The 26910-nt window shown below is 67.9% G+C and carries 25 protein-coding genes; 7 read left to right on the top strand and 18 right to left on the bottom strand.

Features of this window, described 5'->3' with window-relative positions:
* Positions 1-334: 334 nt before the first annotated feature.
* Positions 335-1324: a LysR substrate-binding domain-containing protein gene (locus tag AC1RAD_RS02930; RefSeq protein ID WP_062471061.1), complete on the bottom strand. Its 990-nt coding sequence runs from the start codon at positions 1322-1324 to the stop codon at positions 335-337.
* Positions 1325-1385: 61 nt separating this feature from the next.
* On the opposite strand from AC1RAD_RS02930, the gene AC1RAD_RS02925 reads away from it, so the two are divergent.
* Positions 1386-2828 carry an amidase gene (locus AC1RAD_RS02925; RefSeq protein WP_492733794.1) on the top strand — a complete coding sequence of 481 codons (1443 nt, stop codon included), beginning with the start codon at positions 1386-1388 and terminating at the stop codon, positions 2826-2828.
* Between the two features lie 10 nt (positions 2829-2838).
* Here the strand turns inward: AC1RAD_RS02925 and AC1RAD_RS02920 are convergent, their stop codons facing one another.
* Both AC1RAD_RS02920 and AC1RAD_RS02915 read right to left on the bottom strand, forming a co-directional pair.
* Positions 2839-3777 (bottom strand): 2-hydroxyacid dehydrogenase, encoded by a 939-nt coding sequence (locus AC1RAD_RS02920; RefSeq protein ID WP_492733792.1) that lies wholly within the window; start codon positions 3775-3777, stop codon positions 2839-2841.
* 49 nt (positions 3778-3826) lie between these two features.
* On the bottom strand, positions 3827-5662 hold the full coding sequence (locus AC1RAD_RS02915; protein ID WP_492733790.1) for an ABCB family ABC transporter ATP-binding protein/permease: 1836 nt from the start codon (positions 5660-5662) through the stop codon (positions 3827-3829).
* A gap of 42 nt (positions 5663-5704) precedes the next feature.
* On the opposite strand from AC1RAD_RS02915, the gene AC1RAD_RS02910 reads away from it, so the two are divergent.
* Positions 5705-6148, top strand: coding sequence for an acyl-CoA thioesterase (locus AC1RAD_RS02910; protein ID WP_492733788.1), 444 nt, complete (start codon positions 5705-5707; stop codon positions 6146-6148).
* A gap of 7 nt (positions 6149-6155) precedes the next feature.
* Here the strand turns inward: AC1RAD_RS02910 and AC1RAD_RS02905 are convergent, their stop codons facing one another.
* The 12 genes from AC1RAD_RS02905 to AC1RAD_RS02850 all read right to left on the bottom strand — a co-directional run bounded on the left by AC1RAD_RS02905 (position 6156) and on the right by AC1RAD_RS02850 (position 19609).
* Positions 6156-7274: an ABC transporter substrate-binding protein gene (locus AC1RAD_RS02905; RefSeq protein WP_139701560.1), complete on the bottom strand. Its 1119-nt coding sequence runs from the start codon at positions 7272-7274 to the stop codon at positions 6156-6158.
* A gap of 195 nt (positions 7275-7469) precedes the next feature.
* Positions 7470-8234: an enoyl-CoA hydratase gene (locus AC1RAD_RS02900; RefSeq protein WP_070060210.1), complete on the bottom strand. Its 765-nt coding sequence runs from the start codon at positions 8232-8234 to the stop codon at positions 7470-7472.
* A gap of 38 nt (positions 8235-8272) precedes the next feature.
* Positions 8273-8866 carry a DsbA family protein gene (locus AC1RAD_RS02895; protein WP_487848589.1) on the bottom strand — a complete coding sequence of 198 codons (594 nt, stop codon included), beginning with the start codon at positions 8864-8866 and terminating at the stop codon, positions 8273-8275.
* A 50-nt stretch (positions 8867-8916) separates the two neighbouring features.
* Positions 8917-9663, bottom strand: coding sequence for an SDR family oxidoreductase (locus AC1RAD_RS02890; protein WP_354346766.1), 747 nt, complete (start codon positions 9661-9663; stop codon positions 8917-8919).
* A 4-nt stretch (positions 9664-9667) separates the two neighbouring features.
* On the bottom strand, positions 9668-10507 hold the full coding sequence (locus AC1RAD_RS02885; RefSeq protein WP_070060213.1) for an acyl-CoA thioesterase: 840 nt from the start codon (positions 10505-10507) through the stop codon (positions 9668-9670).
* 32 nt (positions 10508-10539) lie between these two features.
* Positions 10540-11445 carry an alpha/beta hydrolase family protein gene (locus AC1RAD_RS02880; protein ID WP_492733786.1) on the bottom strand — a complete coding sequence of 302 codons (906 nt, stop codon included), beginning with the start codon at positions 11443-11445 and terminating at the stop codon, positions 10540-10542.
* A 130-nt stretch (positions 11446-11575) separates the two neighbouring features.
* Positions 11576-12775 (bottom strand): acetyl-CoA C-acyltransferase, encoded by a 1200-nt coding sequence (locus tag AC1RAD_RS02875; RefSeq protein ID WP_062471086.1) that lies wholly within the window; start codon positions 12773-12775, stop codon positions 11576-11578.
* Positions 12776-12786: 11 nt separating this feature from the next.
* Positions 12787-15186 carry a 3-hydroxyacyl-CoA dehydrogenase/enoyl-CoA hydratase family protein gene (locus AC1RAD_RS02870; protein WP_159278636.1) on the bottom strand — a complete coding sequence of 800 codons (2400 nt, stop codon included), beginning with the start codon at positions 15184-15186 and terminating at the stop codon, positions 12787-12789.
* 458 nt (positions 15187-15644) lie between these two features.
* Positions 15645-16079, bottom strand: a complete 435-nt coding sequence (locus AC1RAD_RS02865; RefSeq protein ID WP_062471092.1) for a DUF2147 domain-containing protein — start codon at positions 16077-16079, stop codon at positions 15645-15647.
* Between the two features lie 45 nt (positions 16080-16124).
* Positions 16125-17921 (bottom strand): acyl-CoA dehydrogenase C-terminal domain-containing protein, encoded by a 1797-nt coding sequence (locus tag AC1RAD_RS02860; protein WP_492733784.1) that lies wholly within the window; start codon positions 17919-17921, stop codon positions 16125-16127.
* A 75-nt stretch (positions 17922-17996) separates the two neighbouring features.
* Entirely contained in the window at positions 17997-18701 is a 705-nt protein-coding gene (locus AC1RAD_RS02855; RefSeq protein ID WP_070060219.1) for a TetR/AcrR family transcriptional regulator, read from the bottom strand.
* A 149-nt stretch (positions 18702-18850) separates the two neighbouring features.
* Complete coding sequence (locus AC1RAD_RS02850) at positions 18851-19609, bottom strand: SDR family oxidoreductase (protein ID WP_492733782.1); 759 nt, start codon at positions 19607-19609, stop codon at positions 18851-18853.
* A gap of 108 nt (positions 19610-19717) precedes the next feature.
* Here AC1RAD_RS02850 and AC1RAD_RS02845 point away from each other — a divergent pair, with 108 nt between their 5' ends.
* Positions 19718-20605: a LysR family transcriptional regulator gene (locus AC1RAD_RS02845; RefSeq protein ID WP_492733781.1), complete on the top strand. Its 888-nt coding sequence runs from the start codon at positions 19718-19720 to the stop codon at positions 20603-20605.
* Here the strand turns inward: AC1RAD_RS02845 and AC1RAD_RS02840 are convergent.
* From AC1RAD_RS02840 to AC1RAD_RS02830, 3 genes are read right to left on the bottom strand one after another with little or no spacing between them, the layout of a single operon-like run.
* Positions 20595-21443 (bottom strand): fumarylacetoacetate hydrolase family protein, encoded by an 849-nt coding sequence (locus AC1RAD_RS02840; protein ID WP_492733779.1) that lies wholly within the window; start codon positions 21441-21443, stop codon positions 20595-20597. The two genes, AC1RAD_RS02845 and AC1RAD_RS02840, sit on opposite strands and share 11 nt — an antisense overlap.
* A gap of 35 nt (positions 21444-21478) precedes the next feature.
* A complete protein-coding gene (locus tag AC1RAD_RS02835) occupies positions 21479-22234 on the bottom strand; it encodes an SDR family NAD(P)-dependent oxidoreductase (protein ID WP_095743533.1) in 756 nt (251 codons plus the stop codon).
* Positions 22231-22965: an SDR family oxidoreductase gene (locus tag AC1RAD_RS02830; protein WP_492733777.1), complete on the bottom strand. Its 735-nt coding sequence runs from the start codon at positions 22963-22965 to the stop codon at positions 22231-22233. Before AC1RAD_RS02830 ends, AC1RAD_RS02835 begins: the two co-directional genes overlap by 4 nt.
* A gap of 165 nt (positions 22966-23130) precedes the next feature.
* Here AC1RAD_RS02830 and AC1RAD_RS02825 point away from each other — a divergent pair, with 165 nt between their 5' ends.
* Genes AC1RAD_RS02825 through AC1RAD_RS02810 form a run of 4 tightly spaced genes read left to right on the top strand, consistent with a single transcriptional unit; the run spans position 23131 to position 26889 of the window.
* Entirely contained in the window at positions 23131-23838 is a 708-nt protein-coding gene (locus AC1RAD_RS02825; RefSeq protein WP_159273772.1) for a FadR/GntR family transcriptional regulator, read from the top strand.
* 47 nt (positions 23839-23885) lie between these two features.
* Positions 23886-24896, top strand: a complete 1011-nt coding sequence (locus tag AC1RAD_RS02820; protein ID WP_070060224.1) for a sialic acid TRAP transporter substrate-binding protein SiaP — start codon at positions 23886-23888, stop codon at positions 24894-24896.
* 9 nt (positions 24897-24905) lie between these two features.
* Complete coding sequence (locus AC1RAD_RS02815; RefSeq protein ID WP_070060225.1) at positions 24906-25463, top strand: TRAP transporter small permease; 558 nt, start codon at positions 24906-24908, stop codon at positions 25461-25463.
* A gap of 31 nt (positions 25464-25494) precedes the next feature.
* Positions 25495-26889, top strand: a complete 1395-nt coding sequence (locus tag AC1RAD_RS02810) for a TRAP transporter large permease (protein WP_095743531.1) — start codon at positions 25495-25497, stop codon at positions 26887-26889.
* Positions 26890-26910: the final 21 nt, after the last annotated feature.

Raw genomic sequence — 26910 nt, 5'->3', positions numbered from 1 at the left:
CTCGCATTTTGCGGGATACCCGGACCAACCCGGTGCATTCCACGGGCATCGCCGCCCGCCTCGCACCGGCCGCGCCCATCGGGGCGCCAGCCTGGTGCAATCCAGACATTTCGCATTGTCCGACTTTCACTAAGCAGCCTTTGTGCCCGGCATTCGGGCGGCTGTGCGTGGCGCAAGCAGCGACCGGCGATCCCCGGCGTGCAACGGCCGAAAAAAACTGCCGCGACTGTAGTGGCGCCGTGGCCGGGCCGCCAATGCTGATTGCGGGGGGTCGTATGCGTGGTGCTTATAGATTGTGCAGCGCACAAATCCACAACCATTCACACTCGCCCGCTCATTGCGGCGGCTGGGTCCCGACCAGGTAGGACCACAGGGCGTCGGCCGTGCGCTTGGGCTGCAGGCTTTCGGACAGCCCGGCCCGGGCCGCCGAGCGGCCGGCGCCGCCCTTCACCGGGACCGGCGCGGTGGGCCGCTCGCGGTAGGCACGGATTTCCATCTTGGCCTCGAGGCTGTCGATCTCGGGCGGCAGCGCGCTCACCAGCTTGCGCGCCTTGATCTCCTTGCGCACCGCGCTTTGCGGCAGGAAGGCGATGCCGTGGCCTTCGAGCGCCATCACCTTCAGGCCTTCGGCCATGTCGGTCTCGTAGACGCGGTCCAGGTGGATGGCCGTGCCCGACTCTTTCAGCAACTGGTCGACCACGCGCCCGAGGTAGGCGCCCGGCGCATAGCCCAGGTAGGGCAGCGGCTGGCCCGGGCGGCCCGGCAGCCGGTAGCGCGGCGCGCCCTCGGCATCGGCCTTGACCCAGGGGGCGACGGTTTCTTCGCCCAGGCTGACCATCTCGTACTTGGTGGCGTCCAGCTGCAGCGGCTGCGAGGGGTGGTGGTAGGCGATCAGCAGGTCGCAGCTGCCCTCGACCAGCCGCAGCACCGCGTCATGCACGTTGAGCGCGATGAGCCGGCTCTTGATGGGCCCGAAGTGCTCGCGCAGGCTGGTGACCCACGAAGGAAAGAAGGTGAAGGCCAGCGTGTGCGGCACGGCGATCTCGATCACGTCCTGGCCGGCGGCCGAGTGCCCGCGCAGCATGGCGCGCGTGCTCTGCAGCGACTGCAGCATCTCGATGGCCTGGCTGTAGAGCGTCTGGCCCGCGGGCGTGAGGCGCGTGGGGTAGGAGCTGCGGTCGACCAGGTCGGTGCCGGCCCATCCCTCGAGCGCCTGGATGCGCCGCGAGAACGCCGGCTGCGTCACGTGCCTCAACTGGGCCGAGCGGCTGAAGCTGCGGGTTTCCGCCAAGCTGATGAAGTCTTCGAGCCACTTTGTTTCCATACGCGGCGATTATGCGAGCGCCGCGCCATACTGGGCGCCCCCTCCTTTTCCCGCATGCGCCATGCCTTTCGACGACCTGCCTGACCTCAGCGCCACCGAACTTTCGCGCAAGATCGCGGCCCGCGACGTGTCCTGCCGCGAGGTGATGCAGGCGTCGCTCGCCCGCATCGACGCGCTCAACCCGCGGTTCAACGCCATCGTCTCCCTGCGCGACCCCGCCCAGCTGCTGGCCGAGGCCGACGAACGCGACGCCGAGCTGGCGCGCGGCGAACGGCGCGGCTGGATGCACGGCTTTCCGCTGGCCGTGAAAGACCTGAGCCACGCCGCCGGCCTGCCGACCTCGATGGGCTCGCCGCTGTCGCCGCGCTCGCCCGCGCGCAGCGACAGCCTGCATGTGGCGCGCATGCGCGCGGCGGGCGCCATCGTCATCGGCAAGACCAACACGCCCGAGTTCGGGCTCGGCTCGCACACCTACAACACGGTGTTCGGCATCACGCGCAACGCCTACGCGCCCGATCGCAGCGCGGGCGGCAGCAGCGGCGGCGCGGCCGTGGCGCTGGCCCTGGGCATGCTGCCCGTGGCCGACGGCAGCGACATGATGGGATCGCTGCGCAACCCCGCCGCCTTCAACAACGTGATCGGCCTGCGCCCCTCGCGCGGCCGCGTGCCCGGCGACCCGGAGCAGGAACTCTTCTTCCAGCAGCTGGGCTGCGAGGGCCCGATGGGCCGCACCGTGGAAGATACGGCCCGGCTGCTGGCCGTGCAGGCGGGTTTCGACACGCGCGTGCCGCTGTCGTCGCCGCACGCCCTGCCCTCGCCCGACGACCTGCAGCTGGACGGCGACGGCCGCGGCCTGCGCATCGGCTGGCTCGGCAGCCTCTGGCCCGAACTGCCGCTGACGCCGGGCGTGCGCGAACTCGGCGAGCAGGCGCTCGACACCTTCCGCACCATCGGCTGCGAGGTCGAGACCTGCACGCTGGACGTGCCGCGCGAGCACAACTGGAGCGCCTGGCTGCGCCTGCGCCAGCTGCTGGTGGGCGGCAAGCTCGGCGCCTACCTGAGCGACCCGAAGCTGTTCGCGCAGCTCAAGCCCGAGGCGCAATGGGAGATCGAACAAAGCCGGCACCTGGACGCCGCCTCGCTGTACCAGGCCTCGCACTACCGATCGAACGTGTACCGCGCGTTCCTGAAGCTCTTCGAGCGCTTCGACTTCGTGGTCGCGCCGACCGCGCAGGTGTTCCCCTTCGATGCCGAGCTGCACTGGCCGGCCGAGGTGAACGGCGTGAAGAGCGACACCTACCACCGCTGGATGGAGATCGTCACGCCCTTCACGCTGGCGGGCCTGCCCACCCTCAACGTGCGCGCGGGCTTCGGCGACGGCGGGCTGCCGATGGGCCTGCAGCTGGCCGGGCCGATCCATGCCGACCTCGACGTGCTGCGGCTGGGCCATGCCTACGACCAGGCCTGCGGCTGGTCGGCGCGGCGCCCGCCGGCCCTCTCCTGATCGGTTCTGATCAGATCGGCGTGAGCACGCCGCGCCCCGCGAAGTGCCCTTCGGCATTCGCGAGGAAGTGGTCCACCGACTTCTGCGTGGCCTCGGGCGACCAGCCCGCCATGTGCGGCGTGAGCAGCACGTTGTCCAGGCCGATGAGCGGCTCGGGGCGCTTGGGCTCGCTCTCGTACACGTCCAGGCCCGCGCCCGCGATGCGGCGCTCGCGCAGCGCCTTCGCCAGCGCCTCGGTGTCGACCACGCTGCCGCGGCCGATGCTCACGAGGTAGCCCTGCGGCCCCAGCGCATCGAGCACCTCGGCGTTGACCAGGTGCTTCGTGGCCGGCCCGCCCGGCGCGGCCAGCACCAGGAAGTCGGCCCAGGTGGCGAGCGACTTCAGATCATCGAAGTAGCGGTGCGTGGCACCTTCGCGCGGCTTGCGGTTGTGATAGCCGATGTCCATGTCGAAGGCGGCGGCGCGCTTGGCGATCTTCTGGCCGATGGTGCCCAGCCCCAGGATGCCGAGCTTCTTGCCCGACACGTTCGGCGGCTGCGGAATGGCTTCACGCCACACGCCTTCGCGGCACAGCCGGTCGAGCGTGCGGAACTCGCGCACGATGCTGATCAGCAGGCCGAAGGCGTGGTCGGCCACGCAGTCGTCGTTGGTGCCCGCGCCGTTGGCGGTGGCGATGCCGCGTGCGCGCGTGACCTCGAGCGGCACGCCTTCGTAGCCCGCGCCCATGCAGCAGACCAGTTCGAGCGCCGGCATGGCGTCGATCTCGGCGGGCGTGAGGCCGATGACGCCGATGGTCAGCACCGCGCGGAACTTGGCGCCGTGCTCGGCGATGGCGGCGGCGCGCTGCGCGTCGCCGAAGGCGTAGGTCATGTCGTAGACCTCGGCAATCTGGGCCTGGTGGGCGCTCGAGAGGCTGTTGAGCACCAGCAGGGGAATCTTGGTCGACACGTCTGAACTCCTGGGGTCGGTGAAAAGAAAGAAGGGATGAATGATCGGGCTAGAGCATCGGCACTGCTTCGCTCTTCTGCAAAGCCCACATCTGCGCGTAGCGGCCCTGTTGGGCCAGCAGATCGGCGTGCGTGCCGCGCTCGACGATCACGCCCGATTCGAGGACCAGGATCTCGTGCGCCTCGACCACGGTCGAGAGGCGGTGCGCGATGACGAGCGTGGTCTTGCCCTGCGCGGCGCTGCGCAGCTCGGACTGGATGGCGCGTTCGTTGGCCGAGTCGAGTGCCGAGGTGGCCTCGTCGAAGATCACGATCGGCGGGTTCTTCAGCAGCGTGCGCGCGATGGCCACGCGCTGCTTTTCTCCGCCCGAGAGCTTCAGGCCGCGCTCGCCCACCGTCGTCTCGTAGCCCTTGGGCGTGGCCGAGATGAAGTCGTGGATGCGCGCAGCGCGCGCCGCGCCTTCGACCTCGTCGCGCGTGGCGCCGGGGCGGCCGTAGGCGATGTTGTATTCGACCGTGTCGTTGAACAGCACCGTGTCCTGCGGCACGATGCCGATGGCGCGGCGCACGCTGGACTGCTGCACGGCGCGGATGTCTTCACCGCCGATGGTGATGCGGCCTTGCTGCACGTCGTAGAAGCGATACAAGAGCCGCGCTAGTGTGGACTTGCCCGAGCCCGACGGGCCGACCACGGCCACCGTCTTGCCGGAAGGAATCTCGAAGCTCACGTGCTTGAGGATCGGGCGATCGGGCTCGTAGGCGAAGCTCACGTCCTCGAAGCGGACGGTCGAGTCGGCGCCCGCCAGCGGCTGCGCGCCGGGCGCGTCGCGCACCTCGCGCTCCTTCTCCATCAGCACGAACATCTTGTCCAGGTCGGTCAGGCTCTGCTTGATCTCGCGGTAGATCACGCCCAAAAAGTTGAGCGGAATGTAGAGCTGGATCATGAAGGCGTTGACCATCACCAGGTCGCCCAGCGTCATGCGCCCTTCGACCACGCCCGAGGTGGCGCGCCACAGCATCAGCACCAGGCTCACGGCAATCAGCAGCTGCTGGCCGGTGTTGAGCATGCTCAGCGTGCGCTGGCTCTTGATGGCGGCCTTGCGGTAGCGGTCGAGGCTGGCGTCGTAGCGCTTCGCCTCGAAGTCTTCGTTGTTGAAGTACTTGACCGTTTCGTAGTTCAGCAGCGAATCGACCGCACGGCTCTGGGCCATCGAGTCGAGCTCGTTCATGGTCTTGCGGAACTGCGTGCGCCACTCGGTCACCGTCACGGTGAAGGTGATGTACAGCACCAGCGCCACGCCGGTGATCCACACGAACAGCGCGTCGAACTTCACGCCCAATATGGTGAGCACCAGCGCCAGCTCGATGATGGTCGGCACGATGCTGTACAGCGACATCGAGATGAGCGAATGCACGCCGCGCGTGCCGCGCTCGATGTCGCGCGTCATGCCGCCGGTCTGGCGCTCCAGGTGAAAGCGCAGGCTCAGCGCATGCAGGTGGCCGAACACCTGCAGCGCGATGCTGCGCGCCGCGCCCTCGGTGGCCTTGGCGAAGATCAGCTCGCGCAGCTCGTTGAAGAGCGATGTCGAAAAGCGCAGCAGCCCGTAGGCCACCAGCAGCGCCATCGGCACGACGAGCAGCGCCTGCGCCATGTCGGGCTTGGGCGTCATCGTGTCGACGAGGTTCTTGAGCAGCACCGGCACGCCCACGTTCGCCACCTTGGCCGCGATCATGAAGCCGAGCGCGGCGATCACCCGCCACTTGTACTGCCAGAGGTAGGGAAACAGGCGGCGCAGGGTCGCCCAGTCGGAACGGTCGGAGCGCGCGGGCGGGTGGCCGCCGGGCGCATGGGGAGAGGAGGAAAGGGCTTCGCCGCTTCGGCGCATGGGGGACAATCGTGGGTGTTGTTGTTGCTTCAGATTGTGCCCATGTCCTCCCCTTCCAGTGCCGCTTCCGCCGCAGCGGCCGCCGCCGCCGCCCTCAAGAGCCTGCCCACCGACATGGAGCTGGTGCTCAAGGTCATCCCGATGCCGGCCGACTGCAACGCCAACGGCGACATCTTCGGCGGCTGGGTCATGGCGCAGTGCGACCTGGCCGGCTCGGTGATCCCGGCGCGCTACGCCAAGGGCCGCCAGGCGACGGTGGCGGTCAACGAGTTCATCTTCAAGCAGCCGGTGCGGCTGGGCGACATCCTCTCGTTCTATTCGAAGCTGGTGCGCGTGGGTCGCACCTCCATCACGGTGACGGTCGAGGTGTTCGCCGAGCGCTTCCGGGCGCAGGGCGAGTACATCAAGGTGACGCAGGCCACCTTCACCTACGTGGCGATAGACGACAACGGCCGTCCGCGCCCCATCGAACAGCCGGCGGCCTGAGCCGCCTTCAGGCGACGCCCATGCCGGCGTCGCGCACGCGCTCGAAGCACTCGAACTCGCGGTTGATCCAGCGCGCGTCGCGCCGCTCCACGCGGCGGATGTAGACCGACTGCACCACGTCGCGCGTGTGGGCGTCGATCTCGACCGGCCCGCGCGGGCTGTCCAGCCGCAGGCCGCGGAACGCATCCACCAGCCGCTCGGCGCCCGCCTTGCCGCCGCGCGCGCCCGGCGCGCTCAGCGCGGCGTCGATGGCCGCGAGACCGTCGTGCGCTGCCACGGCGAAGTAGCCCGGGCGCAGGTGGCTGCCGTACTCGGTCTCGAAGGCGCCTGCAAAGCGCCGGTTGGCCGGCGACTCGTGGGCGAAGGAATAGTGGTGGCTGGTGACCAGCCCCTCGGCCAGTTCGCCGATGCCGTCCAGGTAGTGGTCGTCGGTGGCGTCGCCCGTGGCGAGCAGGCGGATGCCGGTGTCGGCCATGCCGCGATCGCGCCAGAACTTCAGGAAGATGGCCGGCATCTGGCCCGAGGGCAGGAAGAAGAACACGGCCTGCGGCTTGAGCTCGCGCAGGCGCAGCATGTAGGCCGAGTAGTCGAGCGTGTTCAGCGGCACGCGCAGCATCGCGCCCACGCGGCCGCCGCCCGCGGTGATGCCGGAGACGAAGGCGCTTTCGGCGTCCACGCCCGAGGCGTAGTCGGCCACCACCGTGCACACGTCGCGCAGCCCCTGCTGCAGCGCCCAGCGCGCCAGCGGCGCCGTGACCTGCGCGATGGTGAACGACACCCGCACCATGAACGGCGAGCGCCCGGGGATGCCCGAGGAGGCAGCGTTCATGATCACGGTCGGCACGCGCGCCTGCGTGGCGACGGTGCCGACGGCGTAGGCGTTGGAGCTGAAGTCCAGCCCCGTGAGCAGGTCGACGCGCTCGCTCTCGATGAGGTCCTGCGCCTGGCGCCGCGCCTGTTCGGGCGCGCTGCCGGGCACGTCGCGGCGCAGCAGCTCGACCGGCCGGCCCGCGATCTGCTGCTTGTGGTCGGCCAGCCAGACCGCCATGCCGGCGTCGAACTGGCGCCCGCCGCCCGCATAAGGCCCCGACCACGAGCCGATGACCCCGATGCGCAACGGCCGCACGCGCGCCAGCACCAGCGAGGGCGCCGCGAGCGTGCCCGCGAGTAAGCCCAAAGCATGCCGGCGCGTCGGCTCGAGTGCTACTTTTTCAGTAGCACGCATCGCCCGCGTGGCGGGCGCTGTGGGCGGGTTGACGTCTGGAGCAGGCACGAGAAACAGTGTACGCAGGCACCGTCCGCAGGCAAGTCCACGGAAGGCTTAGACCTTCGAGAAATCGGGCTTGCGCTTTTCCATGAAGGCACCGAAAGCCTCCTTCGCGGCCGGCTCGCGCAGCATGCGGCCGAAGCTCGCGCCCTCTTCGCCCATGCGCTCGAGCACGGCGGGCATCTGCGCCTTCTTCAGCAGGCGCTTGGTCTCGATCAGCGCGCTCAGCGGCTTGGCCGCGAGCTTGCGCGCCTGCGTCTGCGCGATGCCGTTGGCTTCGGTCGGCGGCACCACGCGGTTGACCAGGCCCACTTCGAGCGCGGCCTCGGCCATGAAGGGCTCGCCCAGCAGCAGGGCTTCAGCGGCGCGGTGGTAGCCCAGCATCTGCGGCACCAGCAGGCTCGATGCGGCCTCGGGGCACAGACCCAGGTTGACGAAGGGCATCGAGAAGGCCGCGTTGTCGCCTGCGTAGACGAGGTCGCAGTGGAACAGCATCGTGGTGCCGATGCCCACGGCCGGGCCGCACACGGCGGCGACGATGGGCTTGGGGAAGGTGGCGATGCCGCGCAGGAAGCGGAACACCGGCGACTCCTGCGTGGAGGCCGGGCCGTTGAGGAAGTCGCCGATGTCGTTGCCGGCGCTGAAGATCGTCGGGTCGCCCTGGATCAGCACGCAGCGCACGGCGGCTTCGCTCTCGGCCGTGGCGAGAGCGTCGGCCAGCGCGGCGTACATGCTGCTGGTGATCGAGTTCTTCTTGTCGACGCGGTTGAAGGTGATGGTCATCACGCCGGCTTCGGTGTGGACGAGGATGTCGCTCATGGAAAGATCCTTGGGTAGGTAAAACGGGGGCGACGCGCTCAAGCGTCGATGGCTTCGCGGACGAAATCGAGGCGGTCCTGGCCCCAGAACATCTGGTCGCCGACGAACATGGTGGGGGCGCCGAACACGCCGCGCTCCACCGCCTCCTGCGTGACCGCCTTGAGGCGGTCTTTCACTTCCTGCGCGCCGGCCAGCGCGAGCAGGCCCGCAGCGTCGAAGCCTGCATTTTGCAAGACGGCGCCGACGGTCGCGGGGTCGTTCAGGTTCTTCGGCTCGACCCACATCGCATGGAACACCGCGTCGATGTAGGCACCGAAGCGTTCGGGCATCTTCATCTGCACGCCGGTGGCGCCGCGCATCAGCAGCAGCGTGTTGATCGGGAAGTGCGGGTTGTGCACGAAGGGCACGCCGTAGCGCCTGGCGAAGCGCTGCAGGTCGGTCGTGAGGTACGGGCCCTTGGCCTTGATCTCGGCGGGCGAATGGTTGCCCGTGGCCTGGAACACGCCGCCCAGCAGCATGGGCTTCCAGACCAGCTCGGCGCCGGTGTCGGCGCACACGTGCGGCAGCTGCGTGGCGGCCAGGTAGGCGGCGGGGCTGCCGACGTCGAAATAGAACGCGACGGATTTCGTCATGGGTGTCGTCTCCTTGGGGCTGTGCGTCGCGACGCGAAGCGCGGCGCCGGTCAGAACTTCTCGGACCAGGGGCGCAGGTCCAGCTCGTGCGTCCACGCATCGCGCGGCTGCGCATGCAGCATCCAGTAGCTGTCGGCGATGTGGTCCGGGTTCAGGATGCCGTCGCTGTCCTTCAGCGCATAGCGCTCGGGGAAGTTGCTGCGGATGAACTCGGTGTCGATGGCGCCGTCGACCACGACGTGCGCGACGTGGATGCCCTGCGGCCCCAGCTCGCGCGCCATCGATTGGGCCAACGCGCGCAGGGCCATCTTGGCGCCCGAGAAGGCACCGAAATTGGCGGCGCCTCGCAGCGAGGCCGTCGCGCCGGTGAAGATGATCGTGCCGCGGTGGCCGCCTGCCGGCATCTCGCGCGCCACCATGCGCTTGGCCACTTCGCGGCCGTTGAGGAAGCCCGAGAAGCAGGCCATCTCCCACACCTTGAAGTACTTGCGCGCGGTTTCGGTGAGGATGCTTTCCGGCACGTTCGCGCCGATGTTGAACACCATCACCTCGATCGGCCCGACGGTCGATTCGATCTGCTCGATGAGCGCCACCACTTCCTCTTCCTTGCGTGCATCGCAGGCGAAGGCGTGGGCCCGGCCGCCGTCGGCCTCGATCTGCGCCACCAGCGGCTGCAGCTTGTCGAGGCTGCGCCGCGTGACGCAGGTGGCGTAGCCCTCGCGCGCGAAGCGGCGGGCGATGGCGCCGCCAGTGGCATCGCCCGCGCCGACGATGAGAGCGGCCTTGGTGAGCGTCATCGCGTCATTCCTTGTAGTAGACGATCTGGTTCGAGGTGGCGAGCAACGCGCCCTTCTCGCTCCACAGCTGCGCCTTCTGGTCGAAGAAGCCGTTGAAGAACTGCTGCCCCGCCGCGCAGCCCAGCAGGTAGCCCGTGCCGACCTCGGCCAGCTCGGCGGCGCCGACATGGAAGTAGGTGGTGATCGACACCGTGCCCGCGGGCACGTGCGTGGCGCGGCGCAGCCACACGCGCGGGTAGAACACGTCGCTCAATGCGGCGAGCGAGGCGAAGTCGAGCGGGCGCGCCTGCGCGTCGCGCACCCACAGGCGCGTTTCGCTGTGCTGCAGGCTGCCGTCCCACTTGGCGGGAATGCCGCCGCTGAAGGGACGCATCTCGTACTGCTCGAGCCAGGCCACGCCCGACGGGCCGATACGGATGCGATCGACCGCCTCGGGCTTCGGCGCCTCCGGCATGGTGAGGTCGGCCTGGCTCCAGGTGTCGCGGCGCGCGGCCGTGACCACGGTGGCGGTGGTCGTCATGTTCGCCGTGCCGTCGGCGCCGGGCTGCGTGATCGTCACCGTCCAGTGCTGCGTCGAACGGTTGGTGCGCACGGCGGTGGCCTGGATGTCGAACGCACCCTCGCCGAGCGCGGCCGCGTAGTTGACGGTCAGCGCGATGGGCGTGCCGAGCAGGTCGGGGTGCTTGAGCACCGCCTGCAACGCCAGCGCCGCGGTGGTGCCGCCGAACGGGCCGACCATGTTCCAGTAGTCGGGACTCGTGGTGCCCGTGAAGTGCCCCACGCGGATGTCGCTGTGGTGCAGGGCCAGGGCTTTGTCGAGGGGGTGTGGGGTCGTGCTGCTCATGGTGATCGCCAGTGTGCCTGCGGAGGATGACGTCACGCAGTCGTGTGCGGGACGTTGGCGTGCTGCACTGCCGCAGGCGCGGTCAGTGCGGCGAGCCGGTGCAGCTTGTCGAGCGTGCTCGGCCACAGGCTCTGACTGAACTGCTCGCGGAAGAAGCCGAAGTGGCCGATGCGCCGCGCCTGCACGTCGGCCGGCGCGATGCGCTCGACCGCGCTCGGCGCGCCTGCATAAAAACTCACGAGGCTGCGCGTGCCCGCATGCGTCATCAGTTCGTCGTCGGTCATCGAGAGCGCGAGCACCGGGAAGCGCACGCGCCCGTAGCTTTGCAACGCGGGCTCGCCCTCGGCACCCACGCTGTAGCGCGGGTTCAGGCACCAGCGGCGCCATTGCAGGATCACGCCGCGCGGCAGGTCGCCGACCTTCTTCAGCTTGCGGCCCGGGAAGTAGCCCCACAGGCGCGTCGCCAGCGGCACCAGCACGAACCAGAAATACAGGATGCTGCGCCGCAGCTTCGGCGCGTTCTCGCGCCAGTAGCCGCTGCCGGCCGCGATGCTCACGAGGCCGTCGACCTGCCCGGGCCGCTGCAGGAACCCCGGCAGCTGCGCGCCGAGGCTGTGGCCCAGCAGGTACAGAGGTTCGTCGGGCAGCGTGGCCTTGGCGGCGTCGATCACCGCCTCGTAGTCGCGCGCCCAGTCGAACAGGTCGGCCTGGAAACCACGCAGCGGCGCATCGCCGAGCGAGTCGCCGCTGCCGCGGTAGTCGAAGGTCCAGACCCGCAGGCCCTGCCCCGCGAGCCAGTGCGCGAAGGGCTCGTAGAACGACTGGCGCACGCCCATCGCACCGCCGATGACGATGCTGGCGCGCGGGGCGCCGGCGGGGTCGTAGCGGCGCACCGCCACGTGGGCGCCGGCGTCGACCGGCAGAACCTGCTGTTGCATGCCCTTCTCCTCAATACAGACACGATCCCTTCGCGAGACACCGCGGAACCGGCTTTGCCGGGCCGCTGGTGTCGCCCCCTGCAAGGGGGTTGGCGAAGCGACACGAAGTGCGCGAAGACTGGGGGTTAGCTCAAACCCTTTCGAAGATGCCTGCGGCGCCTTGTCCCATGCCCACGCACATCGTGACCATGCCGTACTTCAGCTTCTCGCGGCGCAGCGCGTGCACCACGGTGGCCGCGCGGATCGCGCCGGTTGCGCCCAGCGGGTGGCCCAGTGCGATGGCGCCGCCCATCGGGTTGACCTTCGACGGATCGAGCCCCAGCGTGTTCATCACCGCGAGCGATTGCGCGGCGAAGGCTTCGTTGAGCTCGAACCAGTCGATGTCTTCGTGCTTCAGGCCCGCATAGCGCAGCGCGGCCGGAATCGCCTCAATCGGGCCGATGCCCATGATGTGCGGCGGCACGCCCTTGCTGGCGAAGCTCACGAAGCGTGCGAGCGGCGTGAGGCCGTACTGCTTGATGGCCTTTTCGCTCGCCAGGATCAGCGCGCCCGCGCCGTCGGAGGTCTGCGAGCTGTTGCCGGCCGTCACCGTGCCGCGCGCGGCGAACACGGTGCGCAGCTTGGCCAGGCCCTCGATGCTGGTGTCGGGGCGCGCGCCTTCGTCCAGGCTCACGGTGCGGGTCTTGGCGATCGACTCGCCGGTCTCGAGGTTCGGCGTGCGGTCGGTCACTTCGATCGGCGTGATCTCGTCGGCGAACTTGCCGGCGGCCTGCGCGGCCAGTGCCTTCTGGTGCGAGGCCAGCGCGAACGCGTCCTGCGCCTCGCGGCTCACCTTCCACTGCTGCGCGACCTTCTCGGCCGTGAGGCCCATGCCGTAGGCGATGCCCACGTCGCCTTCTCGCTCGAAGATGGAGGGCGACAGCGAGGGCGAGTTGCCCATCATCGGCACCATGCTCATGCTCTCGACGCCGGCCGCGATCATCACGTCGGCCTCGCCGACGCGGATGCGGTCCGCCGCCATCTGCACGGCCGACAGGCCCGAGGCGCAGAAGCGGTTCACGGTGATGCCGCCGATGCTGGTGGGCAGGCCCGCCAGCACCGCGCCGATGCGCGCGACGTTCAGGCCCTGCTGCGATTCGGGAATCGCGCAGCCGCAGATGATGTCTTCGATGGCCTTGGGGTCGAGGCCGGGAACTGCCGCGAGTGCTGCCTTCAGCGTGGTCGCGAGCAGGTCGTCGGGACGGTAGTTGCGGAAGTAGCCGCGGTGCGACTTGCCGATGGGCGTGCGGGTGGCGGAGACGATGTAGGCGTCTTGTACTTGCTTGCTCATGAAATCTGTCCTTAGTTGCGCACGGGCTTGCCGGTGCTGAGCATGCCCATGATGCGTTCCTGCGTCTTGGGGTGCACGATGAGCGAGCAGAACGCCTTGCGCTCCAGCGTCATCAGGTATTCCTCGGTCACGAGCGAGCCCGCGTCCACGTCGCCGCCGGTGACCACGTTCGCGATCAGGCTGGCAATGTGGAAGTCGTGCGCGCTGATGAAGCCGCCGTCGCGCATGTTCACCAGCTGGCCCTTGATCGTCGCGGCGCCGCTGCGGCCCGCCACGCGGAAGGTGCGGCGCAGCGGCGGGCGGTAGCCGGCGTCGGCCATCGCCTTGGCCTGCTGCAGTGCCACGTAGAGCAGCTCGTCCTTGTTCGGCACGATCACGTCGCTGTCGAGCAGGTAGCCCAGCTTCTTCGAGTCGAGCGCGCCGGTGCCGACCTTGGCCATCGCCGCGGCGGTGAAGCCTTCGGTGAGGAAGGGCAGCAGGTCGGTGCCCGTCGAAGCCGATGCGTTCTCGGCCGCACGGCGTGCGATGTAGGTCAGGCCGCCCGCGCCGGGGATCAGGCCCACGCCGACTTCGACCAGGCCGATGTAGCTTTCCATCGCGACGACGCGCTTGGCCGAGTGGATGGCCAGCTCGCAGCCGCCGCCCAGCGCCATGCCGCGCACGGCGGAGATCACCGGCACGTTGGCATAGCGGATCTTGAGCATGACGTTCTGCAGCTCTTCCTCCGCGCCTTCGACCGCGCCGATGCCCGCGACCACGAAGGCCGGCAGCATCGCCTGCAGGTCAGCGCCGACCGAGAACACCTCGTCGGGTGACCAGATCACCAGGCCCTTGTATTCGGCTTCGGCCAGGTCGACCGCGGCACCGAGTGCCTCGGCCACGTCGGGGCTGATGGCGTGCATCTTCGACTGGATGCTCGCGATGAGCACCTCGCCGTCGAGCGTCCACACGCGCACATCGCCTTCGTCGCTGATCGTCGTGCCGGCCGTGTTGGCATCGGCCGCGTTCGCGCCGAGCACGCTCTCGGGGAACAGCTGGCGGTCGTGCACCGGCAGCTTGCGCTGCGGCACGAACTTGTTCTGCGACGCGCTCCACGAGCCTTCAGGCGTGTGCACGCCGCCGGCTTGTGCGACTGGGCCTTCGAAGACCCACTTCGGCAGCGGTGCGGTGCTCAGCGCCTTGCCCGCGTCGATGTCTTCCTGCACCCACTTGGCGACCTGCGCCCAGCCGGCTTCCTGCCACAGCTCGAACGGGCCCTGCTTCATGCCGAAGCCCCAGCGCATCGCGAAGTCGATGTCGCGCGCGCTCTCGGCGATGTCGGCCAGGTGCACGGCGGCATAGTGGAAACCGTCGCGCAGGATCGCCCAGAGGAACTGGCCCTGCGGTCCTTCGCTCTCGCGCAGCAGCTTCAGGCGTTCGCCCGCGGGCTTCTTGAGCATGCGGCCGTACACCTCGTCGGCCTTGGCGCCGGCGGGCACGTACTCGCCGCTCTTCAGGTCGAAGCGCAGGATGTCGCGGCCGGCCTTCTTGAAGAAACCGGCCTTGGTCTTCTGGCCCAGGTTGCCCAGCTCCAGCAGCTTGGCGAGCACGGGGGGCGTCGCGAAGTTGGCGTAGAACGGATCGGTCTCGGCGTTCAGGTTGTCCTGCAGCGTCTTCACGACGTGGGCCATGGTGTCCAGGCCCACCACGTCGGCGGTGCGGAAGGTGCCCGAGCTCGCGCGGCCCAGCTTCTTGCCGGTGAGGTCGTCCACCACGTCGGGCGTGAGGCCGAACTTCTCGACTTCCTTCAGCGTGGCCAGCATGCCGGCGATGCCGACGCGGTTGGCGATGAAGTTGGGCGTGTCGTGCGCGCGCACCACGCCCTTGCCGAGCGTGCTGGTGACGAAGGCCTCGAGGTCGTCGAGCACCTGCGGCTGCGTGGTGGGCGTGTTGATCAGCTCCACCAGGAACATGTAGCGCGGCGGGTTGAAGAAGTGAATGCCGCAAAAGCGCGGCTTCAGGGCTTCAGGCAGCGCTTCGCTGAGCTTGGTGATCGACAGGCCCGAGGTGTTCGAGGCCAGGATCGAATGCTTGGCCACGTGCGGCGCGATCTTCTTGTACAGATCGAGCTTCCAGTCCATGCGCTCTGCAATGGCTTCGATGATGAGGTCGCATTCGCCGAGCTTGGCGAGGTCGTCCTCGTAGTTGGCCTGCTCGATCAGGCCCGCGTCGGCCACGTCGCCCAGGGGCGCGGGCTTGAGCTTCTTGAGGTTGTCGATGGCGCGCGTGACGATGCCGTTCTTCGGGCCTTCCTTGGCGGCCAGGTCGAACAGCACGACAGGCACGCGCACGTTGACGAGGTGGGCGGCAATCTGCGCGCCCATCACGCCGGCGCCGAGCACGGCGACCTTCTTCACTTGAAATCGGGACATGGCTGAGTTTCGAAGTTATGAATCAGTTCGGGGAACACCGCGGAACCGGTTTGGCCAGGCCGCTGGTCTTGCCCCTTGAGGGGAGGCTGCTACACGAAGTGAGCAGCACGGGAGTGGGTCAAGCTATCAAGAACAAAAGGGAATCTCCGCTGCATCGATGACGCGCTATGCCGAGTCCGATTCGGCACCTGATGTCGGTGGCGATTCGTCTGCTGCCAGTGAGTTCGCAAGGAGAACCAGTCCTCCCAAACCAAACAGACCGCAGATCGCCCAACCGAAACCGACCCACCACGGGAATGTCGCCGAGGCGCCTCTGTACCCGGTAGCAATGGGGACAGTTGCGAATATCCCAAGAAAGAAGATGACAGCGGCCGCACCAGCAGCAACCGCCACGAGGGCAAGGCCACCGATCAACTTTCCAGATGAGACGCTCATGTCACATGGCCTCCGTTGCGCACTTACTGCACACGGTTCCAGGTTTGGGTGCGCCAGAAGGGGCCGAGGTAGCCGCGCACTTCCAGCTTCTTGCCGCCGTCGATCGGCGTGAAGCTCGCGCGGTATTCCTTGCCGTTCTCGGGGTCGAGGATCTTCCCGCCTTCCCAGACGTCCTTGCCCTCGGCCTTCTTGCCGCCACGGATGATCTCCAGGCCCGCGATGGGCTTGCCCTTGCGGTCGTCGGCGCATTCGTCGCAGGTGGCGTCGGGCTTGGTGTCTTTCTTCAACGACTTCTCGATGCGCCCGAGCAGCGCGCCGTTGGCGTCGGCGATGCGGATCTCGGCCTTGGCCTCGCCGGTCTTGTCGTCGACATTGCGCCACAGGCCCACCGGCGTGCTCTGGGCCATGGCCGAGACGGCGGTGACGGTGAACAAGACGGCTGCAAGCGTTGCTTTCATGAGCGGGCTCCCGGTGGGTCGATGAAGAAAGGCTGTGTGCGTCGCTTAAGCGAGTGCTGCGTCGGTGTCCATCAACACCTTGCTGCCGGCGCGCGCGGTGCGCATCAGCATCGCGGTCTCGGGGAACAGCTTGGCGAAGTAGAAGCGCGCGGTCTGCAGCTTGGCGACATAGAACGGATCGTTGTTGCCGGCGGCGATTTCGCGCAGGGCCACTTGCGCCATGCGGGCGAACAGGTAGCCGAACACGAAGTGGCCGGCCACGCGCAGGTAGTCGACGGCGGCGGCGCCCACTTCGTCGGGGTTCTGGAAGCCCTTGAAGCCGATCTCGGTGGTGAACTTGGTGAGCTGGTCGCCCAGCATCGCGATCGGGTTGATGAACTCGGCCATCTTCTCGTTCACGCCTTCTTCTTCCACCAGCTTGGCGACGAGCTTGCCGAACTTCTTCAGCGACGCGCCGTTGTTGCCCAGGATCTTGCGGCCCAGCAGGTCCAGCGACTGGATGGTGTTGGTGCCTTCATAGATCATGTTGATGCGGTTGTCGCGCACGAACTGCTCCATGCCCCATTCCTTGATGAAGCCGTGGCCGCCGAAGACCTGCATGCACGAATTGGTCGCGATGTGGCCGTTGTCGGTGATGAAGGCCTTGACGATGGGCGTGAGCAGCGCGACCAGCTCGCCGCTGTCCTTGCGCACCTTCTCGTCGGGGTGGTTGTGCTCCTTGTCGAGCAGCAGCGTGCAGAAGATCTGCAGCGCGCGGCCGCCTTCGGCGTAGGCCTTGGCCGTGAGCAGCATCTTGCGCACGTCGGGGTGCACGATGATGGGATCGGCTTCCTTGTCCTTGGCCTTCACGCCCGACAGCGAACGCATCTGGATGCGGTCCTTGGCGTAGGCCAGCGCGTTCTGGTAGGCCACTTCGGTCAGGCCCAGCGACTGGTTGCCCACGCCCAGGCGTGCGGCGTTCATCATCACGAACATGGCGGCCAGGCCCTTGTTGGGCTCGCCCACCAGCGTGCCGGTGGCGCCTTCGATCACGATCTGCGCGGTGGCGTTGCCGTGGATGCCCATCTTGTGCTCCAGGCCGGCGCAGAAGATCGGGTTGCGCTCGCCCAGCGAGCCGTCGGCCTTGACGTGGAACTTCGGCACCACGAACAGGCTGATGCCCTTGCTGCCCTTGGGCGCGTCCGGCAGGCGAGCCAACACCAGGTGAATGATGTTGCTCGTCATGTCGTGCTCGCCGGCCGAGATGAAGATCTTGCTGCCGGTGATGCGGTAGGTGCCGTCCGCCTGCGGCTCGGCCTTGGTGCGCAAGAGGCCCAGGTCGGTGCCGCAATGGGGTTCGGTCAGGCACATGGTGCCGGTCCACTCGCCGCTCGTGAGCTTGGGCAGGTAGGTCTTCTTCTGGTCGTCGGTGCCGTGCGCGGCCAGTGCCTCGTAGGCGCCGTGCGAGAGGCCCGGGTACATGGTCCAGGCCTGGTTGGCGCTGTTGAGCATTTCGAACAGGCACTGGTTCACCACGAACGGCAGGCCCTGGCCGCCGAAGGCCGGGTCGCACGACAGTGCAGGCCAGCCGCCTTCGACGTATTTGGCGTAGGCGTCCTTGAAGCCCGTGGGCGTCTTCACTTCGTACGTGGCCTTGTCGAGCACGCAGCCTTCTTCGTCGCCGCTGATGTTCAGCGGGAAGGTGACTTCGGCGGCGAACTTGCCGGCCTCTTCGATCACCGCGTTGATGGTGTCGGCATCGGTCTCGGCGTGCGCCGGCAGTGCCTTGAGTTCCTCGGCGACGTTGAGCACTTCGTGCAGCACGAACTGCATGTCACGCACGGGGGGGTTGTAGGTAGGCATCCGGGACTCTCCTGGTCGAAGCTAGATAGATTGGAAAAAACGAAAGCGGAAAAACGAAACGGGCAACCGTGGCGCTCAGCGCACGGTCTTGAGCCGGCGCGTGCCGCGCGCAGCGGGCGCGGACTCGGCGGCATTGGAGGCAGGCGGCGCGTCCGGCGTGGCGGCGCGCGCGAGGATGTTGTCGAAGCCGACGTTGGCGCGGCCGATGGAGCCGGGCACCTGCAGGAAGCGGGCTTCGTAGTGCAGCGCGAGGATCAGGCCGTGGATCTCGAACCCGACCTGGCGCTCGTCCGCGTCGGCGCGCAGGTGGCCTTCGGTCTTCGATTGCACGATGGCGCGCAGCACGGCGGCCTGCCAGATGCTGACCGACTCGACCAGCGCGTCGCGCACCGGGCCCGGGCGGTCGTCGAATTCGGAGGCGCCGCTGATGTAGATGCAGCCCGAGTCGATTTCGGTCGAGGTGCGCTTCATCCAGTTGGCGAACATGGCGCGCAGGCGCGGCAGGCCGCGGGGCGCCTGCAGGGCGGGGAAGAACACCTCCTGCTCGAAGCGCGCGTGGTATTCGCGCACCACCGAAATCTGCAGTTCCTCGCGCGAGCCGAAGTGGGCGAACACGCCCGACTTGCTCATCTTGGTGATTTCGGCCACGGCGCCGATCGACAGGCCCTCGAGCCCGATCTGCGCGGCCAGCGCCAACGCGGCATCGACGATGATGGCCTTGGTCTGCTGGCCTTTGGGGGCGGCGCGGGCCGGCTTGGCGGGAACGGCGGTGGCAGACATCGTGAAAGCTCCGAATAAAACGAACGGTCGTTCTATTTTGCAGGGGCTTTGCACTTTTGACCGCAAATGACCTTGGGCCGCGGTAGGTTAATCAAGGTTAGCCAAAGCAAGGGGCGGCCGCCAGGGGGCCGCACCCTTGCCCGGCGGGATCAGAACTCCTGCGACACGGGCCGCAGCACGACCTCGTTGATGTCCACGTTCGCCGGCTGCTCCACCGCGTAGACGATGGCGCGTGCCACCGAGTCGGCCGGAATCTGGTTGGCGTCGTAGAAAGCCTTCACCCCGGCGGCACTCTCGGCGTCGCTGCTGCCGAACTTCAGCTCGGAGTCCACGGCGCCGGGCGACACGATGGTCACTCGCACACCGCTGTTGCCCACCTCCACGCGCAGGCCTTCGGAGATGGCCCGCACCGCGTGCTTGGTGGCGCTGTAGACGGTGCCGATGGGCGTGAACACCTTCAGCCCGGCGATCGACGCGACGTTCACGATGTGGCCGCTGCCCTGCGCCTGCATGCGCGGCAGCACGGCGGCGATGCCGTAGAGCACGCCCTTGATGTTGACGTCGATGGTGCGGTCCCACTCGTCGACCTTGAGTTTGTCCAGCGGCGACAGCGGCATCACGCCCGCGTTGTTGACCAGCACGTCGATGCGGCCGAAGGCCTCGACGGTGGCGGCAGCGAGCTTTTCCAGGTCGGCGCGCTTCGCCACGTCGGTGGCCACGGCGATGGCGTCGCCGCCGGCCTCGCGGATCTCGGCGACGACCTGATCGAGCCGGTCGGTGCGGCGGGCCGCGAGCACCACCCTGGCGCCGCGCGCGGCCAGGTGGCGCGCCGTCGATTCGCCCAGGCCGCTGCTGGCACCGGTGACGATGGCGACCTTGCCCTGGATGTTGTCTTGAATGGAGGTCATGGAATTTCCTTTGAGGGGTGTTGAAGAAGTGCATGCAGTGTGGAAAATCCACGCATTCCAGTAAATGAAACTCTGGCGACTTCAGAATTCCCAAAAAAGGAACACCCCATGTCCAACCGCCTCGAAGCCCTGCGCGTGTTCTTCACCGCCGCCGATGCCGCCAACTTCCGCGAGGCGGCCGTGCGCCTGTCGGTGTCGCCGCAGGTGGTGACGCGCGCCGTGCGCGAACTCGAAGAAGAACTGGGCGAACCGCTCTTTCACCGCAGCACGCGCGGCGTGCAGCTGACCGATTTCGGGCGCCAGCTCGCCGAGCGCGCCCGCGTGGCCGTGGGTGGCGTGGACGAACTTTTCCACCGCATCGACCGGCGCGCGCTGTCGCAGCACACGGGCACGGTGCGGGTCACGGCGCCGCATGTGTACGCCCGGCTGATCCCGCAGGCGCTGGCGCCGCTGCTGGTGCAGCACCCCGGGCTGGTGCTCGACCTGCGGCTGTCGGAGCAGCATGCCGACGTGGTCGACCAGCAGATCGACCTCGGCGTGCGCGTCGGCCCGATGCGCGACGCGCGCTTCGTGGCGCGGGGCGTGGGAAAGATGTCGCTGTGCGTGGTGGGCTCACCCGCACTCGTCGAGCGGGTCGGTGCGCCGCGCACCGCCGATGCGCTGTCCGGGCTGCCGGTGACGGCGCTGATCGACCACAGCTCGGGCCGGCCGTGGCCGTGGGCCTTCAGCAAGAAACGGGTGTTCACCGTGTCGTCGCCCGCGTTCGTGACGGACAACATCGACGCCGAATGCGCCGCGGTGCTCGCGGGCATCGGCTTCGGCCAGCTCATCGGGCCGCTGGCGCAGCCATGGCTGCAATCGGGCGCGCTGGTGGAGGTGCTGGCGGCCGAGGCGCCCGAGCCCTGGCCGATCCACGTCTACCGCCCGCAGCGCGCGCCGGTGCCGGCGCGCGTGCGGCTGGTGTACGACGAGCTGGTGCGCGTGCTCAGAGCTTGAAGGGCACCACTTCCTGGCGCTGCTCGCCCAGGCCTTCGATACCCAGCGTCATCACGTCGCCCTTCTTCAGGAACAGCGGCGGCTTCATGCCCATGCCGACGCCAGGCGGCGTGCCGGTGGTGATCACGTCGCCGGGCATCAGCGTCATGAACTGGCTCACGTAGCTCACGAGCTTGGCCACGCTGAAGATCATGGTCTTGGTGCTGCCGGTCTGCACGCGCTGGCCGTTCAGGTCGAGCCACATGGCGAGCTTCTGCGGGTTCTCGATCTCGTCGCGCGTGACGAGCCAGGGGCCGATGGGGCCGAAGGTGTCGCAGCCCTTGCCCTTGTCCCAGGTGCCGCCGCGCTCGATCTGGAACTCGCGCTCGCTCACGTCGTTGATGGTGCAGTAGCCGGCCACGTAGTCGAGTGCGCTCTTTTGCGACACATAGCGCGCCTTCGTGCCGATGACCACGCCGAGCTCGACCTCCCAGTCGGACTTGACCGAGCCCTTGGGCAGCATCACCGGGTCGTTCGGGCCCTGGATGCAGCTGGTGGCCTTCATGAAGACGATGGGTTCCTTGGGCACCGGCAGGCCCGATTCGGCCGCGTGGTCGGCGTAGTTCAGGCCGATGGCGATGAACTTGCCGACGTTGGCCACGGGGCTGCCGAAGCGCGGCTTGCCCTTGACCAGCGGCAGCTTGTCGAGCTTGGTCTTGCGCAGCTTGGCCAGGGCGGCATCGCCGAGCTGGTCGGGACCGATGTCCTTGACGACGGCGCTCAGGTCGCGCAGCTTGCCTTCGTTGTCGATGAGGCCGGGCTTCTCTTTGCCGGGGTTGCCGTAGCGGACGAGTTTCATGCGTTCCTTTCAGTGCATTGAAATAGGGAATGGGGTCAGTAGGTGGAGCGGCCACCGGAGAGGTCGAAGACCGCGCCGGTGGAAAACGAACAATCGTCGGTGCACAGCCAGCCGACCATCGCCGCCACCTCTTCCACGGTGCCGAAGCGGCCCATGGGAATCTTCGAGAGCATGAAGGCGATGTGGTCGGGGGTCATCTGGTCGAAGATGGCAGTCTTCACCGCCGCGGGCGTCACGCAGTTCACGCGGATGCCGGTGTCGGCCAGCTCCTTGCCGAGCGACTTGGTGAGCCCGATGACGGCGGCCTTGCTCGCACTGTACGCGCTGGCGTTGGGGTTGCCGTCCTTGCCCGCCACCGAGGCGATGTTGACGATGCGGCCCTCCCCCTTCGTGCCCTGCCTGCGCATCTGCGCCACCACCTCGCGGCAGCACAGGAACACGCCGTTGACGTTGACCTCCATCACCTGACGCCACTCGTCCACCGGGTAGTCCCACAACTTGACGTTGGGCCCGGTGATGCCGGCACTGTTGACCAGCGCGTCGATGCGCGGCGCGTGCGCGAGCGTGGCCGCCACGGCTTTCGCGACCGAGGGCTGCTGCGTCACGTCGACCTTCAGTGCGAAGGCCTTGGCGCCCAGCGCTTCGGCCGCGCGCCCGGCGGCGGCCTCGTCGCGGTCCCACAGCGTGACGCTGCCGCCCGAGGCGACGAGCCGCTGCGCGATACCGAAGCCCAGCCCCGTGGCACCGCCGGTGACCACGGCGTGGCGGCCTTCGAAATCGAGCCGGTTCATATCGTGATGCCGCCGTCCACGGTGAAGTACTGGCCGGTCGCGAAGATGGATTCGTCGCTGGCCAGGAACACCACCACCGGCGCGATCTCCTCGGCCTGTGCGAGCCGGCCCATGGGCTGGCGCGCCACGAAGGCCTTGCGCGCGGCCTCGGGGTCGGCGTTGGCGTTGATGCGATCGCCCAGCGAAGGCGTGTCGACCGTGCCTGGGCACACGGCATTGCAGCGGATGCCGTGGGCCACGTAGTCGGCCGCCACGCTCTTGGTGAGGCCGAGCACGGCCGCCTTGGTGGTGCCGTAGACGAAGCGGTTGGGCAGGCCCTTGATGCTGGAACACACGCTGGCCATGTTGATGATGCTGCCGCGCCCGGCCGCGAGCATGCCGGGCAGCACGGCCTGGATGGTCCACATCTGGGCGCGCACGTTGAGGCGGAAGGCAAAGTCGAGGTCGTCGTCGCCGGCCTGCTCGATGGTGCCGTTGTGCACCACGCCCGCGCAGTTGAACAGCACGTCGAGCGTGGGCAGCTGCGCCACGACCGCGCCGATGGCGGCCTTGTCGAGCACGTCGAGCTTCAGGGCCGTGACGTTCGCCACGCCGGCATAGGCCGACAGCAGCTGCTCGTTGACGTCGGTGGCCCACACATGGGCGCCCTCGGCCGCGAGCGCCAGCACGCTGGCGCGGCCGATGCCCTGGCCGGCGGCGGTGACGAGCACGGTCTTTCCCTTCAATCTCATGGTCGGTGTCTCCTGGGGTGTTCTGCGGATGCGGGGTGGGTTCGGGTTAGGCCCGATGGGTGACATCTGTGAATCGCCGTATTCTGAATTGGCCTTACCACTTGTCCAATTCAGGACAACCCTTAAGCCGATCCACCGCCTCGCCCGCACCCACTGCCTGCTCCCGTGCCGCTCCAGACCGTCGAACCCCAACGCCTCTACCGCCAGATTGCCGACCAGCTCCGGGGGCTGATCGCCAAGGGCGAATTCGACGTGGGCGCACGCCTGCCCGCCGAGCGCGACCTGGCCAAGCAGCTCGGCGTGAGCCGGCCCTCGGTGCGCGAGGCGCTCATCGCGCTGGAGGTCGAGGGCTGGGTCGAGGTGCGCACCGGCTCGGGCGTGTACGTGCTCGACCGCTCGCACCGCGCCAGCGCACCGGTGGCGCCCACCGAGTGGGGGCCGTTGGAGCTGATCCGCGCGCGCCGCGTGATCGAGGGCGAGACCGCCGCCATCGCCGCCCTCTCGGGCAAGCGCAAGGACGTGGACGCGATGACGCGCGCCATCGCCACCATGCGCGAGATGGCCGACCGCAACGTCATGCCGCTGGACGGCGACCGCGCCTTTCACCTGGCCATCGTCGGCGCCAGCGGCAACGTGGTGCTGGTCGAGACGGTGCAGGGCTTCTGGGATTCGCGCCGCGGCCCGATCTTCACGCGGCTGGGCGGCTACTTCGAGACCGTGACCTCGTGGCGCGCCGCCATCACCGAGCACGAGGCGATCCGCGACGCCATTGCCGCGCGCGACGCCGAGGCCGCGCGCAGCGCGATGCACACGCACATGGACAACTCGCACCACCGTTTCAGCGCGAGCTGGCGCCGCGCCAAGCCCGCCTGATTTCTCGCCAGCCTTCCTGCCAGTTCACTACAACGGAGACACACCCCATGATCAGCAGCAGCAAGAACAGCAAACGCACCGCCCTCAAGGCCCTGGCCGCCTGCGCCCTCGCAGCCGGCGCGCTTGGCGTATCGGGCATCGCCTCGGCGCAGACCAAGCTCAAGTGGGCGCACGTCTACGAGACCTCGGAGCCCTTCCACAAGTACTCGGTGTGGGCGGCCGAGGAGATCAAGAAGCGCAGCAACGGCAAGTACGACATCCAGGTGTTCCCGGCCTCCAGCCTGGGCAAGGAAGCCGACATCAACCAGGGCCTGACGCTGGGCACGGTCGACATCGTGCTGACCGGCGCGAGCTTCGCGGGCAACAGCTACAAGCCGCTGGCCATCACCTACTTTCCGTTCATCTTCCGCGACGCGGAGCACCAGCTGAAGTACGCCAGGAGCGACGTGTTCAAGGAGCTCGCCAAGGGCTACGACGACAAGACCGGCAACCACATCACGGCGCTCAACTACTACGGCGCGCGCCACGTCACCTCGAGCGCGGCCAAGCCGGTGAGCAAGCCCGAGGACATGAAGGGCCTGAAGATCCGCGTGCCCGACGCGCCCGCCTACCTGGCCTTTCCCAAGTCGCTGGGCGCCAACGCCACGCCGATCGCCTTCGCCGAGGTCTACCTCGCGCTGCAAAGCGGCACCGTGGATGCGCAGGAGAACCCGCTGCCCACCATCGAGGCCAAGAAGTTCTACGAGGTGCAGAAGAACATCTCGCTGACCGGCCACATCGTCGACTCGCTGCTCACCGTGGTCTCGGGCCAGCTGTGGGCCAAGCTCAGCGCCGACGAGAAGAAGATGTTCAACGACGTGATGCAGGAAGCCGCCGAAAAAACCGGCCGCGAGATCATCGCCTCCGAGACCCGGCTGGTGGAGGAGTTCAAGAAGAAGGGCAACAACGTGATCACGGTCGACAAGGGCGCGTTCCGCGAGGCCGTGCTCAAGAACACCAAGCCCACCGACCACGGCTACCGCCAGCAGGACTACGACCGCATCATCGCGATCAAGTAAGGCCACACGATGAGCGACGACAAGCTGCTGGGCGACGACGGCGAATTCCACGCCAAGGACGAGGCCGTCGACCTGTCCGGCACCACCGTGGAGGCCTGGGCCGCCCTGGGCATCTTCTGGGTGCTGGGCCTCACGGTGCTCTACCAGTTCGTGACGCGCTACGTGCTGAACGACTCGGCCTCCTGGACCGAGGAGATCGCGCGCTACCTGCTGGTGGGCACTGTGTTCGTGGGCGCGTCGATCGGCGTGGCGCGCAACAACCACATCCAGGTCGACTTCTTCTACCGCCACATGCCGCCGGCCATGGGCCGCGCGCTGGGCCTGCTGGTCGACGTGCTGCGCACGGCGTTCTTCGCGGCGGCCGTGGTCATGACGGTGCAGATGATGCTCAAGATCGGCAACAACGCGAGCATGACCATCGTCGACCTGCCGATGAACATCGTCTACGGCGTGTGCCTCCTGGGCTTCGTCGCCATGTGCGTGCGCTCGGTGCAGGTGAGCGTGGTGCACTGGCGCCGCGGCTACTGCGTGCTGGAGCGGCCCGAATCCACGATCGACGACCGCTGAGGTCGCAACCCCACTCCATCACGACAACAACATGCTGAAGATCGCCTTCCTGCTCTTCATGAGCGCCGGCATCCCGGTCGCCGTGGCCATGGCCGGTGCCTCGCTGGTCTACATCCTCTGGAGCGGCAACCTGCCGGGCTTCGTCGTCATTCACCGCATGGTGAGCGGCGTCGACAGCTTTCCGCTGCTCGCCGTTCCCTTCTTCATCCTCGCCGGCAACCTGATGAACAACGCCGGCATCACCAACCGCATCTACAACTTCGCGCTCGCATTGGTGGGCTGGCTCAAGGGCGGCCTGGGGCACGTGAACATCCTGGGCTCGGTGATCTTCTCGGGCATGAGCGGCACCGCCATCGCGGACGCGGCCGGCCTGGGCACGATCGAGATCAAGGCGATGAAGGAGCACGGCTACTCGACCGAGTTCGCGGTCGGCGTGACCGCGGCCTCGGCCACGCTGGGGCCGATCATTCCGCCGAGCCTGCCCTTCGTGATCTACGGGATGATGGCCAACGTGTCGGTGGGCGCGCTGTTCATCGCGGGGCTGATGCCGGGGCTCATCATGACGCTGCTCATGATGCTCACGGTGGCCTACTACGCGCACAAGAACGGCTGGGGCGCGGACGTGAAGTTCCAGTGGCCGCGCCTCATGAAGGCGCTGGTCGAGCTGCTGGTGGTGTGCCTGTGGCCCACGCTGCTGTGGTTCGCAGTCGACAAGTTCGGCGCGCCGGCCCAACCGGCGGTGGCCATTGCGCTGGTGATCCTCTTCGCGGCCGACAAGGTCTTCAAGTTCGAGGCGGTGCTGCCGATCATGACGCCGGTGCTGCTCATCGGCGGCATGGCGACGGGCCTGTTCACCGCCACCGAAGGCGCCATTGCCGCCTGCGTGTGGGCGATGGTGCTGGGCTTCTTCTGGTACCGCACGCTGCAGTGGAAGATGTTCGTCAAGGTCTGCCTGGAGACGGTGGAGTCGACCTCCACGGTGCTCTTCATCGTGGCGGCCGCCTCGATCTTCGGCTGGATGCTGACGGCCACCGGCGTCACGGCCGACATCGCGAGCTGGGTGCTCAACTTCACCAAGGAAGCCTGGGTGTTCCTGCTGCTGGCGAACCTGCTGATGCTGTTCGTGGGCTGCTTCCTGGAGACCACGGCGGCCATCACGATCCTGGTGCCGATCCTGCTGCCGATCTCGAACCAGCTGGGCATCGACCCGGTGCACTTCGGCGTGGTGATGGTGCTCAACCTCATGATCGGCGTGCTGCATCCGCCGATGGGCATGGTGCTGTTCGTGCTGGCGCGCATCGCCAACCTGAGCATCGAGCGCACGACGATGGCAATCCTGCCCTGGCTGGTGCCGTTGCTGTTGAGCCTGGGCATCATCACCTACTGGCCCGCCACCGTGCTGTGGCTGCCGAAGATCATGCAGTAACGACCACCGCCGGCGCACCCG

This window comes from Variovorax sp. GW823-FHT04B03, from assembly GCF_058796495.1.
This window is presented reverse-complemented; position numbering and strand designations above follow the sequence as displayed.

Excerpts from the sequence above, each read along its gene's own strand:
- AC1RAD_RS02835 (WP_095743533.1), bottom strand. The coding sequence starts at position 22,234 with ATGAACCGGCTCGATTTCGAAGGCCGCCACGCCGTGGTCACCGGCGGT.
- AC1RAD_RS02845 (WP_492733781.1), top strand. The coding sequence starts at position 19,718 with ATGTCCAACCGCCTCGAAGCCCTGCGCGTGTTCTTCACCGCCGCCGAT.
- AC1RAD_RS02820 (WP_070060224.1), top strand. The coding sequence starts at position 23,886 with ATGATCAGCAGCAGCAAGAACAGCAAACGCACCGCCCTCAAGGCCCTG.
- AC1RAD_RS02895 (WP_487848589.1), bottom strand. The coding sequence starts at position 8,866 with ATGACGAAATCCGTCGCGTTCTATTTCGACGTCGGCAGCCCCGCCGCC.
- AC1RAD_RS02830 (WP_492733777.1), bottom strand. The coding sequence starts at position 22,965 with ATGAGATTGAAGGGAAAGACCGTGCTCGTCACCGCCGCCGGCCAGGGC.
- AC1RAD_RS02910 (WP_492733788.1), top strand. The coding sequence starts at position 5,705 with ATGTCCTCCCCTTCCAGTGCCGCTTCCGCCGCAGCGGCCGCCGCCGCC.
- AC1RAD_RS02810 (WP_095743531.1), top strand. The coding sequence starts at position 25,495 with ATGCTGAAGATCGCCTTCCTGCTCTTCATGAGCGCCGGCATCCCGGTC.
- AC1RAD_RS02885 (WP_070060213.1), bottom strand. The coding sequence starts at position 10,507 with ATGAGCAGCACGACCCCACACCCCCTCGACAAAGCCCTGGCCCTGCAC.
- AC1RAD_RS02840 (WP_492733779.1), bottom strand. The coding sequence starts at position 21,443 with ATGAAACTCGTCCGCTACGGCAACCCCGGCAAAGAGAAGCCCGGCCTC.
- AC1RAD_RS02870 (WP_159278636.1), bottom strand. The coding sequence starts at position 15,186 with ATGTCCCGATTTCAAGTGAAGAAGGTCGCCGTGCTCGGCGCCGGCGTG.
- AC1RAD_RS02850 (WP_492733782.1), bottom strand. The coding sequence starts at position 19,609 with ATGACCTCCATTCAAGACAACATCCAGGGCAAGGTCGCCATCGTCACC.
- AC1RAD_RS02890 (WP_354346766.1), bottom strand. The coding sequence starts at position 9,663 with ATGACGCTCACCAAGGCCGCTCTCATCGTCGGCGCGGGCGATGCCACT.
- AC1RAD_RS02860 (WP_492733784.1), bottom strand. The coding sequence starts at position 17,921 with ATGCCTACCTACAACCCCCCCGTGCGTGACATGCAGTTCGTGCTGCAC.
- AC1RAD_RS02925 (WP_492733794.1), top strand. The coding sequence starts at position 1,386 with ATGCCTTTCGACGACCTGCCTGACCTCAGCGCCACCGAACTTTCGCGC.
- AC1RAD_RS02815 (WP_070060225.1), top strand. The coding sequence starts at position 24,906 with ATGAGCGACGACAAGCTGCTGGGCGACGACGGCGAATTCCACGCCAAG.
- AC1RAD_RS02865 (WP_062471092.1), bottom strand. The coding sequence starts at position 16,079 with ATGAAAGCAACGCTTGCAGCCGTCTTGTTCACCGTCACCGCCGTCTCG.
- AC1RAD_RS02880 (WP_492733786.1), bottom strand. The coding sequence starts at position 11,445 with ATGCAACAGCAGGTTCTGCCGGTCGACGCCGGCGCCCACGTGGCGGTG.
- AC1RAD_RS02875 (WP_062471086.1), bottom strand. The coding sequence starts at position 12,775 with ATGAGCAAGCAAGTACAAGACGCCTACATCGTCTCCGCCACCCGCACG.
- AC1RAD_RS02930 (WP_062471061.1), bottom strand. The coding sequence starts at position 1,324 with ATGGAAACAAAGTGGCTCGAAGACTTCATCAGCTTGGCGGAAACCCGC.
- AC1RAD_RS02855 (WP_070060219.1), bottom strand. The coding sequence starts at position 18,701 with ATGTCTGCCACCGCCGTTCCCGCCAAGCCGGCCCGCGCCGCCCCCAAA.
- AC1RAD_RS02900 (WP_070060210.1), bottom strand. The coding sequence starts at position 8,234 with ATGAGCGACATCCTCGTCCACACCGAAGCCGGCGTGATGACCATCACC.
- AC1RAD_RS02915 (WP_492733790.1), bottom strand. The coding sequence starts at position 5,662 with ATGCGCCGAAGCGGCGAAGCCCTTTCCTCCTCTCCCCATGCGCCCGGC.